Origin of the sequence: Tenacibaculum halocynthiae (genome assembly GCF_964512825.1) — a bacterium.
Taxonomy (GTDB): Bacteria; Bacteroidota; Bacteroidia; order Flavobacteriales; family Flavobacteriaceae; genus Polaribacter; species Polaribacter halocynthiae.
This window is the reverse complement of sequence record NZ_CAZELG010000040.1, coordinates 23,374-37,174: the sequence shown is the minus strand read 5'-3', so window position 1 is coordinate 37,174 and position 13,801 is coordinate 23,374. Positions and strand designations below refer to the sequence as shown.

The following is a 13,801-nucleotide window of genomic DNA, read 5'->3' as shown; positions in this document are numbered from 1 at the left end:
AGATGAATCAACTAATAAAAGTTATTATTCCTGCATATAATGAACAGGATTCAATAGCTAATGTCATTAAAGACATCCCTTCTGTAGTAGATGAAATTATTGTTGTGAGTAATAACTCAACAGACAACACTGAAATAAATGCTAAAAATGCTGGCGCAACAGTATTACTAGAAAATCGAAAAGGATATGGATATGCTTGTTTAAAAGGAATGGAGTACATTGCTAATCAAACAAAAAAACCTAGAGTTGTTGTTTTTCTTGATGGGGACTACTCTGATTATCCTGAACAACTTACAGAAGTTATTGCACCAATTATAAATGATAATATTGATTTTGTAATAGGATCACGAGTAAAGCGACTACGTGAACAAGGTTCTATGACTCCACAACAAATATTCGGCAATTGGTTAGCAACCTTTTTAATGAAACTTTTTTTTGGTGCAAACTTTACTGATCTTGGTCCGTTTAGAGCTATAAAATATGAAAAACTACTAAACTTAAATATGGAAGACAAAACATATGGATGGACAGTAGAAATGCAATTAAAAGCATTAAAACAAAAATTAACGTATGTTGAAGTTCCTATGAAATATCGTAATCGTATTGGTATTTCTAAGGTTTCTGGAACAGTAAAAGGCAGTATATTAGCTGGCTTTAAAATTTTAGGTTGGATATTTAAATACAGTTTTAAATAATGGTTTTACAATACACAATAATTACATTATATACAGTATCATTGATTCTTATTTTAATGTATGCGTTAGCACAATTAAACTTACTCTTTAATTATTTAAAAGCTAGAAAAAAGCAAGATGACTCTCCTAAACTTGATTTAAGCAATCCTAATGAAATTCCTTTTATCACTATACAGCTTCCTGTATATAATGAGTTATACGTAATGGAACGTTTGTTAGATAATATTGCAAAAATTAAATATCCTAATGAAAAATTAGAAATACAAGTTTTAGATGATTCTACAGATGAATCAGTAATTTCTACAGAGAAACATATTAAGAAACTTCAAGAATCAGGACTAGACATTCAACATATTAGAAGAGAAAATAGATCTGGCTTTAAGGCTGGAGCTTTAAAAGAAGGGTTAAAAATTGCAAAAGGAGAATTCATTGCTATTTTTGATGCCGATTTTTTACCAAAACCTTGTTGGCTAGAGAACACAGTTCCTTTTTTTAAAAATCCAGAAATAGGAGTTGTACAAACTCGCTGGGGACACATAAATAGAAACTATTCTACTTTAACAAAAATTCAAGCGTTTGCTTTAGATGCACATTTTACACTAGAACAAGTTGGAAGAAATAGTCAAGGGCATTTTATCAATTTTAATGGTACTGCTGGTATATGGCGTAAAGAATGTATTTATGATGCTGGAAATTGGGAAGGAGATACTTTAACTGAAGATTTGGATTTGAGTTATAGAGCTCAATTAAAAAAATGGAAATTTAAGTATTTAGAAAATGTTGAAACTCCTGCTGAATTGCCAGTTATTATCAGTGCTGCTCGTTCTCAACAATTTAGATGGAATAAAGGTGGAGCTGAAAACTTTCAAAAGATGTTAAAAAAGATCATTGTGAGTAAAAACATTTCTTTTAAAACTAAAGTTCATGGAGTTTTACATTTATTAAATAGCTCAATGTTTACTTGTATATTTTTGGTTGCAGTTTTAAGTATTCCTATGTTATATATAAAAAACGAATATGGACATTTAAGACTTTACTTTCTAGTCATGAGTTTTTTCGTTGTAAGTACTATTATTTTTTTTATATGTTACTGGTATATGTACAAAAAAACGTACGGAACTGGATTTTTTAATTTTATAAAATATATCGGAGCATTCTTTTCATTCTTTTCTATTGCAATGGGATTTTCTTTACATAATACTATAGCTGTTTTTGAAGGTCATTTTGGTAAAAAAAGTGAATTTGTAAGAACACCAAAATTCAATATTAAGTCACTTAAAGACAATTGGAAAAACAATAAATATATACGTGCAAAAATTTCACCAAATGTTATTATTGAAGGCCTTTTGGCTATTTACTTTGCTTTTGGTATGTATAGCGCTTTTATAGTTGGCGATCAGGGTGGTGATTTTGGTTTATTTCCATTTCACTTAATGCTATTTATTGGCTTCAGTTATGTGTTTTTTAAATCAATTTTTTCTAAAGCATAAATGTGGAATTACAAAAAATATAATTACATAATTTTAACAGGTTTTGCACTAATCTTATATTTTTTATTTGCTTATTTATTAGAAAGAACATCTTTTTATAAATTACTTTTTTTATGGATTAGTTTATTTAGTTGCTCCTATTATTTATACAGAAGTAGAATTACAGATTTTAGTTTTTTAGTTTATATTTCTATTTTATTTAGATTCATTTTTTTATTTTCAGATCCAAATTTATCTCAAGATTTTTATCGATTTATATGGGATGGACGAATGCTTTTAGAAGGTTATAATCCATATTTATCATTACCTGAAACATTTATTGAACAAAGAAACTACCCCATTAACCAGGCTGTAGAATTATATAATGGTATGGGAGCAATGAATGGTAGCCATTATACAAATTACCCTCCTATTAACCAGCTATGCTTCTTTATTGCTTCATTGATTGCTAATAATAGCATCATAGGGTCAGTCATTGTTATGCGATTAATTATAATCCTAGCTGATATTGGTATTTTATTTTATGGTAAAAAACTGTTAGAAAAACTACAATTACCAGCATCTAATATTTTTTTATACCTATTAAATCCATTTGTTATTATTGAACTAACAGGTAATTTACATTTTGAACCTGTAATGTTATTCTTTTTAGTTTGGGGTTTATATAAGTTGAATCAAAAAAATTGGGTACTAGCTGGTGTCTTATTTGCTGTTTCAATATCTGTTAAGTTAATCCCTCTGCTATTTCTACCTATATTTTATCAATTATTTATAAAAAAAGAGGAAACAATTTTTAAAGGCTTAAAAAAACTAATTGGATTCTATCTTGTAATTTTTGTAACTATATGTTTATTGTTTCTTCCATTTTTTTCTTCTACGTTTATTAGTAACTACAGTAAATCTGTAGGATTATGGTTTAAAAATTTTGAATTTAATGCTAGTATTTATTACTTAGCTAGAGAAATAGGATATTTGTTTAGAGGGTATAATGAAATCGCTATTATTGGTAAAATAATGCCAGCTTTAACAATAGTTTTTCTAAGCTTAATTAGTTTTTACAAGAAAAACAACTCAATGAAACAAATAATAACCTCCATGTTATTTGGTTTATCTTTCTATTATTTTACAACAACAACCATGCATCCATGGTACTTATCGACTCTTATTATACTTGCTGTATTTACAAAATACCGTTTTCCAATTATTTGGAGTTTGGTAGTTATTTTAAGTTATCAAGCTTACGCCAATACTCCATGGAAAGAAAACCTATGGTTTATTACCTTAGAATATTTAATTGTATACGGATTTTTAATTTATGAAGTGTTTATAAAAAACAAACCCACTCAAAAATTGAGTGGGAAAAATTGCTATGAAAAAGAAAAAGAAAGTGGTTTGTTCAACCACAACTCAAATATATAAATATTTTTATTTTTTACAAAATTTTTTTACAAAAAAATAACTATTTCATAATCAAGACTATTTTTCTAGTTCATTTTATCAACTAATCCATTATCTTTTATATACTTGTCACCTGACTCAACGCACTCAGCAATTCCATTTTTATCAAAAATTAAACGATGTCCAAATTCACTAACCCAACCAATTTGTTGAGATGGATTCCCTACCACTAACGCATAGGGTAGCACATTTTTCGTTACTACTGCTCCAGCTCCTACAAAAGCATATTCTCCTATTGTGTTACCACAAACAATTGTTGCATTAGCTCCAATACTAGCGCCTCTTTTAACATTTGTTACTTGAAATTCATTTTGTCTTTTTATTGCACTTCTTGGATTTATTACGTTTGTAAAAACCATAGAAGGTCCTAAAAAAACATCATCTTCACAAAACACTCCAGTATATATAGAAACATTGTTTTGAACTTTAACATTATTTCCTAAAACTACTTTTGGAGAGACAACTACATTTTGGCCAATATTACAATCGTTTCCTATAATACAGTCAGGCATTATATGACTAAAGTGCCAAATTTTAGTTCTTTCACCTATAATACATCCATCATCAATAATAGATGTTTCATGTGAAAAAAATCTTTTTATTTTACCCATATTACAAAAATAAAAAACTCAACTTAAAAAGTTGAGTTTTTAAAATTATTCTACCATGAATGTTATGGGCAGTGTATATCTTACTTTTACTGGTACATTATTTTGTTTACCTGGTGTAAACTTAGGAATTTTATTTACTAAATTTTTAACCTCCTTTTTTAACTTTATATGTGGTGCTCTTATTTTTAAATCTACAATATTTCCTTCTTTATTGATTACAAATTGTGTTGATATTCTATACTTACCAGATCTCATCCCTAAATCTTGCGCTATTTCTGAATTAAAGTATCTTTGCACATGCTGTTTTATTTTTCTTTCCAAACACTTTCTACCTTGTTTCTCACTTAACCCTTCACAGCCTCTAAAAATTGGTGCATTTTGTAAGTTACGCATAGTTACAGGATCATCATTTTTATTAATTATTTCATCCTCATCAGACTCTGGCAAATCAGTTACATCTATTATAGGCTCATTATCTGTTACAGGTAAATCAATAACATTTTTAATTACTTCATCGTTATCAACCTTTTTAATTTTTGTTAAGTCAAGCTTTACTTGCTTTTTTGGTGCTGTTTTAATAGCACTCTTCTTTACTTGCTTAACAAATATTTTAGGTAATTCGTCAATTGAATAATTCTTAGGTATTTCTTCTCCAAAAGTAACAGGCATATTTCCTTTTTCTTTAGTTTCATATTCTAAAGCAAAGTATACAATAGACAAAGAGAACACTAGACCTAATTGCATAAATATTGTTGAAAATTTTTCTAACTGTTTTCTTGGCATTTTTTTTGGCATTTTCATAGTTACAAGTTTTAATGTTAATGCTGTGTTAAAATCAAGAAACGTGCCAATAAAAAAAGCAACTCGAAAATGAGTTGCTTTTTTATATCTATAAGTATATTGTGTCTATGCTATTCTACATTGAAAGTAATTGGCAATGTATATCCAACTCTTACTGGTCTTCCTCTTTGTTTACCAGGTAACATTTTAGGTAACTTTTTTGCTATACGAATAGCCTCTTTCTTTAATCTTGGGTGAGGTGCTCTAGCATTAATTTGTTCGATATTTCCAGTTTTACCTATTTTAAAAACTAAATAAATTTTCTTTTTCCCTGGAGCTAAACCTAACTCATTAGCTAATTCAGCATCAAAATAACGTTGAACGTGTCTTTGCATCTTTTTATTTAAACATGCTTTCTTTTGAGCTTTAGTTCCTGAGCACCCTGGAAATACAGGTACATCTTCAATAATTGAAAATGGAACATCTTCTACAACTTCTTCTTCTTCTTCAGCCTCTTCAATTTCTTCAACCTCTACAGCCTCAGATTCATCAGTTTCAGTAGATTCGATTACAGTTTCCTCAACTTCTTTTTCGTCCTCTACTATCTCAATCTTTTCAGGAGCTGGTGGTGGTGGTGTATTTTGAGGTGGCTTTGGTGCTTCAGGTTGAATTTCGATTGTTTCTTCTTCAATTTCTGATGCCATATTAGCCATCCCTAAATCTCCGTATTCTTTATCGTATGTTTTATTTTCAATTGCTACATATGTAACAAATAAAGCTAAAACCAAACCTAGTTGCATAAACAACTTACTATAATTCTCTAAGTTTGATTTTGGATTTTTTTTGATTTCCATCCTTTCTGTTTTTTAATAGTTCGCTAATTTAATTAATTTATTTCAACTTATACAAGCTAATTTACCAAATAGTATCTTTTTTATAAAAAAAGACGCTAAATAATATAAATGCCAAAAGAACTCCTACTGAATTTGCTATTACATCGTAATAATCTCCAGTTCTATATATCGTAATTGTAGCTTGTAAAGCTTCAATAATTATGCCGTAAATCAAACAACAAATAGATACAATATAGATTTGATATTTTGTTTTAACTAAAGCTAACAACCAAGAAAAAGTAAGAAAGAAATAAGCAATTGAGTGTTCAATTTTATCAATATTGCTAATTGAGATTGGTTGTTTACCTAGCTTTATTAAACTAAGAATAGCGATACTTATTGTAATAAATATCGCTATTATGATTCTGTTTTTCTTATCCTTGAATAAGTTCTTGATAAGCATCAGCACTTAATAAACCTTCTAATTGTGATTCATCTGATATTTTAATTTTAATCATCCAACCTTTTCCATAAGGATCTGAATTCACCAATTCAGGCTCATCTTCTAAACCTTCATTGAATTCTGTAACCTCTCCAGATAAAGGCATAAATAAATCTGAAACTGTTTTTACTGCTTCTACTGAACCAAAAACTTCTTCTATTTCTAATGTATCATCTAAAGAATCTACATCTACATAAACGATGTCTCCTAATTCTCCTTGTGCAAAATCCGTAATTCCTATAGTTACTACGTCTCCTTCAACTTTAACCCATTCGTGGTCTTTAGTGTATTTTAATTCTGATGGAATGTTCATTGTATTGTTGTTTTATATTTTTGTTTGTTTTTAATTTCCTAAGTTATATACTAAATTAATACCAGCATTGATTGATTGTCTAGGGAAAGTAGTTGAAACTGCATAATTAAATGTTTGGTGATTGTAATAAAAAGATGCAGTTAGATTTCTACTTAAATTATAATCTGCTAAAAATTTTATTCCAAATAACCTTTCTCCCCCTGTTACTTGATTGTTCTCTTTATCAACACTTCTTATTAATGTTAAATTGTCTCTTAATGATATATCTGCTCTAAAGTTGATGTCTCCTTTTAATGTTTCTTTTTTACCCGTAAATCTGGTTACAAATTTAACATCTCTTATCTTATATCCAAATCCAATTACATATTCTGTTCCATTTATATCAGTTATTGTATTATTGTTAAAATTTAGTGTTAAACTTCTATCTCTTCTAATTTCACCTTTAAAGGATAATGAATTTTTCATTCTAAAATCAACCTTAATTAATGGTGAAAATTCATCTATTAAAGTTGCCGACGAAATTAATAATTCTGGATGATAATTACCAGAAGTATTTACTTTGACTGATGTTGGACCTTCATACTGTAAGTTATTAGTATAATTACCTATCGTATAAGACGATTTATATCCATGAGACACTGTAAACGAAGAGAATGTTTTCTTAAACCATTTAAACTTCATTAAACCGTTATAACGAAGCGTCCAGTTAGGTATAGGAATGTTTTTAAAGATTCCTGTACTTACAGAATTTGGACTACTACCAGAATAAGCTGCTAAAAAAGCTGGTAACATTGCTTGTTGTCCACTTTCTTTAAACCCATTGACTGGTTGAGCTGTTGTAGCTAATCTATTTGCAATTGTTGTTCTATAATTTAAAAAGTTTTGATACAAAACTTCATTATTTGTGAACATTGTACCTAACATAAAATGACTGATACTATAATTTCCTGTTTCAAAAGATTTAATATTTGGATTTTGTTCAAAACCACCATTTCCATCAGAAATTACATCTAGTTGTTGGGTAATATTACTCGTTTGAATTCTATTACCTCTAAAATCGATTGTTAAACTTTTTAATGGTTTTACAGAAATGGTATAATCTAATTTTCTGTTACTAGTTCTACCATAGTTTTTATTATAATATTCTTGCCCAGGAATACTTCTAATAATCCAATTATTATCAATCGCTGTTCTTAAAATATCAGTTTGGCTACCAAATACAAACCCAAAAGTAGGAGCAAGACCACCATCAAAATTATTTCTACCAAGAAAACCAACAGTTGGTTTGTATCCTTGTAATAAAGTTCCGTTGTTTTGGCTATAATTAATTTTAGCCCTCTTTACTGACGTTAAAACATCATATAACCCTTTCAATGCTTTTTTTCCAAAACCAGCATTCTTTTTTAGTTTTGCTTTTTGAGCTACTTGTTTACTTCCTAATTTTAAAGATCCTTTCTTAATTGGTCCCTTCTTAGCTCCTCTAATTAGCAATTTATCTAGCTTTAATACCTTATAGAATCGTCCGAAATCTATTGTAGTGTTTAAATTATGTGTGTTGGCATTTTGTATCATATTCCCAACTTTATCTACATAACTTTGTGAAGCCGCCTTCCAATCAAAATCTGCTGTATATCCATAATCAGCAGATATAAAACTTAAATAAGGTAATTTATTAATAGGAACCTTATATGTTGCATTTAATTTTTGGTGGTAATTATTAGGACGTCCAATACTAAAAAACTTATCATATATTTCTAAGTCTTCATCCCTACCAAAACTATCATAAATATAATTATTAGTAGCATTGAAGTTTAATTTTAACGACTTTGTTAAATCAAAACCAATAGTATAATCCCAATCAAAAACAAAATTACGTTGTTTAAGTTCAGGCTGTGGTGATAACCCTTCTATTAAATTTCTTGATTGTTGTGCACTATAATTTCTATTAATTCTTGAATTTACTGCAATATTTTTAGGAACAGGATTAATATTTAAATCTTTAATAAATCGTAAATATCTATTACTAAACATTTTTGATTTTTTGAATGGCTCAACTATCCAAGGTTTAAAGTTAAAATTATAACTAGCTCCAGCCATCACATTTTGATTGACATATTTTTGAATATTGTAATCTTTATGAAACTCTTCATTAAACGAATATGAAACTGAAAAATTTTCTACATCATAAAATTTCTGCTTCTTCTTACTTTCAGGGTTTCTATTCTTTTTAACGTTAATGAAACTTATGCTTTTTCTTCTAGTATAATCTTGAGAATTTTTACTGTTAGGGTTTTTATCTAATGCATCTTCAAGTTTTATATCTTGAAATTGCGGATCATATTTAGGATCTCTAAACTCTTCTCCATAACTATAACTCATAGGTATTTGCATGTTCCATTTTTTTGGCATCATTTTTCCTACCTGAACATTTGTTGCTACATTATATTGTTTTACTTCTTCAATACTTCTTTGCTGTACTCTATCTTCAACATTTCCAAAACCAATTGTAGACATTCTTCCGCCTATTGACACATCTGCAACATCAGCAAAATTAGCATCTGCATTTAAAACAGCTGCCCATCCTCCTTTATTATCAAAACCAACAGCTCGCAACTCATTAAACCAAACCTCAATTGTTTTAGGTACAGCAGAATTATTCTTCACACCTAACATTACTGTTCGTATTTGTGCTAACGTTGGATTACCTTTTACCGATATCTTTAACCCATTTGTACTTACTCCAGAAAACACATCAGTTAAAGACCCAGTCCTTTCCAGTTTAAGATTAGCTAACTCTTCTAAGAAAATATCTAAATTATTTTCCTCAGGCCATACCTTATCTGACTCAGGTGTTCCAGAAGTACTAGAGTAAATTAATGGCTTTTCAATTTCATAATAATTTTCATTTAAATCTGTTCCTAAACGAATAATAGCTACACTTTCAGTGTTTTCTCCTTGTTTTGCTATTCTATTAGGATCTTCAGCATGCACAAACATTCGTAAATTTTTATATCTACGCATATCTATACTTATGTTTTTATAAATAGTTCTAAGTGAATCAGCAGGTAAATCAGAAACTTTTAAAGTAACAGATTGTTCATTTTGGCGTTGAACTCTATTCGTTCCTTGCAACTGTTCTCTTTCAATACCAGGAGGTAGAGCATACTTATCACTATTTTGCTCTATATTAACAATTCCTATTTCAAATTTATTAATTTCAGTATTAGGAACATTTTTTGTGTATCTCCTCCAATCACTACGAACCAATTCTAATTCTCCAAAACGTAATACAACTGGTATTCTAAACTGTGTAACAAACATTCTTACAAAACGAATACTATTAAAATCAGTAATTCCATTTACTGGTGTACCACCTTTTACTGGTATTCTAAATTGGTACCATCTAGTTGTTCTTGATTGACCATTTGACAAAGTAACTGTGCTATTTTTAACATCAACTATATTGTTAAATCCAACACCTTTATCTAACTCAGTTTTATTTAAAGGTATTTCATATTCAAAATAACTATTAACAGGATTCATCGTTTGATCCTTATTAATATCTTCTGTATCTGGATATGTAGATGATGATGTAGGATATGCTTCTGTTGACTGCCCTGAAGTAGGTGAGTTACCCTGTGTATTATTAAAATTCTTATAACGAGTTAAAATAGAAGCATTAACAGCATCTAATTCACTACCTCTAAAAAACTGAAAATTATCTCCAGACGGATCTGATAAAGCTTTATATTCAGCTGGAAAAGATGATATACTGTGAAAATCACTTTTCTCTTCGGCATCACTTAGCCCATCTAATCCAACATCTTGATTTGTTCTAGCATTGTCATCTGAAGCAAAAGCATATAAAATGGAAGGATTAATTGGAGTGTAACCCCAAACTGATTCTCTAACATTACTACCATTAGTTTTAATGCCTGTTTCTGGTAACCCATTTTCATATTGCTTACTACCATCACGTAAAATATCTTCTGATATATTTCCTAAATTTATCAATAACTTACCATGGTTAATTGCATCTTTAGGATTTGCTCCAACTGGTAATCCTTCGGATTCAGTTATAGAATAGTTTTCATACGGATCCATTAACCAAAACTGAATATACTCAACATTTGCCTGTTCAAAATTATTTGTTGTTAATGGGCGCATAATACCACCCCAACTTTCTTCAGGTTTTTTAAGTGTTACCTTATCATTTCCTGCATCGATATCAACTTCAGTTGTATTTGTATTAAAATTATAAGGACCTCTTTCATTAGGATAGTACGCTAAATCTAATGTTCTTACTAAATTTTGTTGTGTAATATCTAAATCTACATCGAATAATTCTTCATATCTAATTTGACGAACTTCATCTCTTGACAATTCATTTTCATTGATATTACCTGGTCTATTAGTACTTCCATAAAAAAGTTGATCGACATTATACCAAGCTATCTTAGCTCTTTTATTATTATAAACTAAATTATTCACTTCTTTTCCTTCAACTTCTAACCCTTGTGATTCAGGTGTACTTGCCAAAAACCACTGCTGAGGAGAATTTAAATTAATAGGAATCTGTGATGCTTCAAAATCATCTAAATATGAGGTAGCTGTTCCATTTACATCAATACCGCTAGGTGATCCTGGTAGTAAATACGCCATATCAGCTCTTACTGATATTTTTGAAGGAACATCAGTCTCTACATATGGTAATTTATTTGCTAGTTTCGTAAAATAAGGTACTTCAGATGAATAATCTAAATTGAAACCAATCATTGTGTTATCAATTGGTTCTCCTCCAAAATTAACTTTTGGAGTAATAGGCTTTTCACTAACATTTAAAAATGTACCACCTATAGTAAAGTTCTCTGCAAATCGATGTTCAACATCTATTCCGATAAATGTTTTTCTTTGTTGATTAAAAAAAGTATTGTTTTCTACAGTAGCATTAATAGGTGTTCCTGAAGCTTCTAATCCAGGGTCTAAAACTTGCACTCTCCCTAATTGATAATCTACCACATAATCAATACCTTCTACTAATTGCCTTCCTCCAGCTGTAACTTTTACTGAACCCCTCGGAATATTAAATGCTCCTAATGATATTCCTCTACTTGATTCTGATTTAAAGTATCCTTTTAAAAAGTATTTATCCTTATTTTGAAATTCATTTTTTGCTTGAATTTTAGTTGTCAAGTATAAGTCTTTAAATAGATATTTACTTTTATCGGCTCCAACTAATTTTGAATCTAAATATGAGTTTTCTCCAAAAGGTTCAGGATCTGGAAATATAATATATCCTTTTTGTGAATTTACAGTTGCTCCTTCTATAAAATCAAAAAAACCATCACCTCCTGCTACTTCATACTGACTTTGATCTAATCTATCAATATGTAAAACTTGCATTAAAGGGGTTTCTTTTATACTGGAATTACTGGCATTTTGTAATGTATTTTGTAAAGTTCCAGTTTGATCATCACGATATAATAAATCAAAACGAAAACCTTGTTGCTGTAAAGGATATGCGCCTATCGCATATACATTTTTCATCATTAATCTCCATGTAGGAAATGACTCATCTAAATTAGTAACAGAATTTTTTCTAACCGTAGTTAATATTTCACTTCTAAGTAATTTTACTACTAAATTTGCTGGGGCAACAACTCCATCATTTGAAAACTCCCCTACTTTAAAAACCGTTTCATTATTAGATGCTCCAACTACAGTATATTCATAGGCTACAGCTAAAACCTCTCCATCATTTAATCTTCTATTTAATGATATAAAACCTAATTGTGGATGTAACTTATATTCATTAGCCTGAAGTTTACGTGCATTTTGCAAATATGAAAAATCAGTACCTTGAGTAGCTTTTTGAGGAGCAACAACTCCATCTAAAGTACTATTCATTGTTGCGATATCTCTAAGACCACTAGTATTTGTTAACAACCCTCCAAATTCGTTTACTTCATTATAAGGTATTACTTTTCCGTTAACAGTAACTAAGTTTGGATTATTAGTTACTTGAGTTTTCACCTTATTTTCATCTTTAGATTCTCCAATATCGGCAAGTGCAACAATACTTCTAAAGTCAGTAACACTTTGTGTTCTATTGGTAACCCAAACTTCTACTCTGGTTATATTTATTGAACTATTGATTAAAGGATATTGTTTTAGTGCATCCTTATAGTTTTCTCTAAAATATTGTGATAAAAAGAAGTGACGATCATTATCATAATCAGAAGCTCTTAATTCAAACTCTTCAATCGTAGCTCCACCTTCGGCTACAACTGTTTTTGATTGCGAATTTTGTTGAGAAAATGCAGCTGTAACACGAGTTTTTCCAAATTGTAATTCTGCCTTTACCCCAAATAAAGCCTGAGCACCGTTTATTAATGAATTTTTAATAGGCATACTTATATTACCTGCATCAATACCTTGAATAATATCGTCTTCAGTTGGTGTGTATTCTAATTTTATAAGATTTTGGAAATCAAAAGTAGATTGCGTATCATAATTAGCAGTAACTTTTAATCGTTTTCCTACTTTGGCTTGTAAACTTGCACTTATTTGTTGGTCAAAATCAAAAGTAAAACTACTTTGATTATCTATTGATATTTGTGGATTTTCATTATTTTGATAAACACCCCCTAATTTAATATTTACTTGTCCTCTAGGAATAACCTCAACTTCATTTCCTCCAAAAACAGATTCAAAAAACTTTGAGTTCACATAATATTTTGGTAACAAGTTTTTTCTAGCTTTATTATTTCCTTTTTTTCTTGAATTAGTTGCATCAACTTTTTCTTTAAAATAGTCTTTCATATCGTTTTTTAAACGATACTTTTCATATTCTCTTGGAGTCATAAAAACTGGAGTCCCTATATAATAATCTCCAATTTTTTCAACTATTACAAACTTATTTATAGCTTTATCGTATCTGACTTGAAACTGTGAGGGATTATTTAAAAAAAGTTTTCCTTTTTGACTAAAATTAAAATTATACTTAAGTGGTATAACTGTATCTTTTTTTACTCCTTGTTTATTATTATTCGTAATACTTTGTGAAAACGAAACAACACTTACTAGCAAAGTAAGTGTTGTAAATAATTTATTCATAAA

9 protein-coding genes are annotated in these 13,801 nt (G+C 29.3%); 3 read left to right on the top strand and 6 right to left on the bottom strand.

The features are described 5' to 3' along the window. The first annotated feature begins 2 nt into the window (after window positions 1-2). From ACKTTQ_RS15005 to ACKTTQ_RS14995, 3 genes are read left to right on the top strand one after another with little or no spacing between them, the layout of a single operon-like run. Window positions 3-695 (top strand): glycosyltransferase family 2 protein, encoded by a 693-nt coding sequence (locus ACKTTQ_RS15005; protein ID WP_299133221.1) that lies wholly within the window; start codon window positions 3-5, stop codon window positions 693-695. Continuing rightward, window positions 695-2,185 carry a cellulose synthase family protein gene (locus tag ACKTTQ_RS15000; RefSeq protein WP_093869758.1) on the top strand — a complete coding sequence of 497 codons (1,491 nt, stop codon included), beginning with the start codon at window positions 695-697 and terminating at the stop codon, window positions 2,183-2,185. The genes ACKTTQ_RS15005 and ACKTTQ_RS15000 overlap by 1 nt, the downstream gene beginning before the upstream one ends. Beyond that, window positions 2,186-3,604 carry a mannosyltransferase gene (locus tag ACKTTQ_RS14995; protein WP_408049695.1) on the top strand — a complete coding sequence of 473 codons (1,419 nt, stop codon included), beginning with the start codon at window positions 2,186-2,188 and terminating at the stop codon, window positions 3,602-3,604. A 65-nt stretch (window positions 3,605-3,669) separates the two neighbouring features. Here ACKTTQ_RS14995 and ACKTTQ_RS14990 read toward each other — a convergent pair whose 3' ends face one another. From ACKTTQ_RS14990 to sov, 6 genes are all read right to left on the bottom strand, one after another. After that, entirely contained in the window at window positions 3,670-4,254 is a 585-nt protein-coding gene (locus ACKTTQ_RS14990) for an acyltransferase (protein ID WP_113786124.1), read from the bottom strand. Window positions 4,255-4,299: 45 nt separating this feature from the next. Next, window positions 4,300-5,055, bottom strand: coding sequence for an energy transducer TonB (locus tag ACKTTQ_RS14985; RefSeq protein WP_408049694.1), 756 nt, complete (start codon window positions 5,053-5,055; stop codon window positions 4,300-4,302). Between the two features lie 110 nt (window positions 5,056-5,165). After that, entirely contained in the window at window positions 5,166-5,888 is a 723-nt protein-coding gene (locus tag ACKTTQ_RS14980) for an energy transducer TonB (protein WP_093869755.1), read from the bottom strand. Between the two features lie 61 nt (window positions 5,889-5,949). Further along, window positions 5,950-6,330: a VanZ family protein gene (locus ACKTTQ_RS14975; RefSeq protein WP_408049693.1), complete on the bottom strand. Its 381-nt coding sequence runs from the start codon at window positions 6,328-6,330 to the stop codon at window positions 5,950-5,952. Continuing rightward, complete coding sequence (gene gcvH / locus ACKTTQ_RS14970; protein ID WP_093869753.1) at window positions 6,302-6,682, bottom strand: glycine cleavage system protein GcvH; 381 nt, start codon at window positions 6,680-6,682, stop codon at window positions 6,302-6,304. Before gcvH ends, ACKTTQ_RS14975 begins: the two co-directional genes overlap by 29 nt. A 30-nt stretch (window positions 6,683-6,712) precedes the next feature. Next, window positions 6,713-13,798 (bottom strand): T9SS outer membrane translocon Sov/SprA, encoded by a 7,086-nt coding sequence (sov, locus tag ACKTTQ_RS14965; protein ID WP_299133207.1) that lies wholly within the window; start codon window positions 13,796-13,798, stop codon window positions 6,713-6,715. Between the last annotated feature and the right edge of the window lie 3 nt (window positions 13,799-13,801).

Bases quoted from the DNA above. Each gene is read 5' to 3' on its own strand.
- ACKTTQ_RS14985 (WP_408049694.1), bottom strand. From the start codon at position 5,055: ATGAAAATGCCAAAAAAAATGCCAAGAAAACAGTTAGAAAAATTTTCA.
- gcvH (WP_093869753.1), bottom strand. From the start codon at position 6,682: ATGAACATTCCATCAGAATTAAAATACACTAAAGACCACGAATGGGTT.
- ACKTTQ_RS15000 (WP_093869758.1), top strand. From the start codon at position 695: ATGGTTTTACAATACACAATAATTACATTATATACAGTATCATTGATT.
- ACKTTQ_RS14975 (WP_408049693.1), bottom strand. From the start codon at position 6,330: ATGCTTATCAAGAACTTATTCAAGGATAAGAAAAACAGAATCATAATA.
- ACKTTQ_RS14990 (WP_113786124.1), bottom strand. From the start codon at position 4,254: ATGGGTAAAATAAAAAGATTTTTTTCACATGAAACATCTATTATTGAT.
- ACKTTQ_RS14995 (WP_408049695.1), top strand. From the start codon at position 2,186: ATGTGGAATTACAAAAAATATAATTACATAATTTTAACAGGTTTTGCA.
- ACKTTQ_RS15005 (WP_299133221.1), top strand. From the start codon at position 3: ATGAATCAACTAATAAAAGTTATTATTCCTGCATATAATGAACAGGAT.
- sov (WP_299133207.1), bottom strand. From the start codon at position 13,798: ATGAATAAATTATTTACAACACTTACTTTGCTAGTAAGTGTTGTTTCG.
- ACKTTQ_RS14980 (WP_093869755.1), bottom strand. From the start codon at position 5,888: ATGGAAATCAAAAAAAATCCAAAATCAAACTTAGAGAATTATAGTAAG.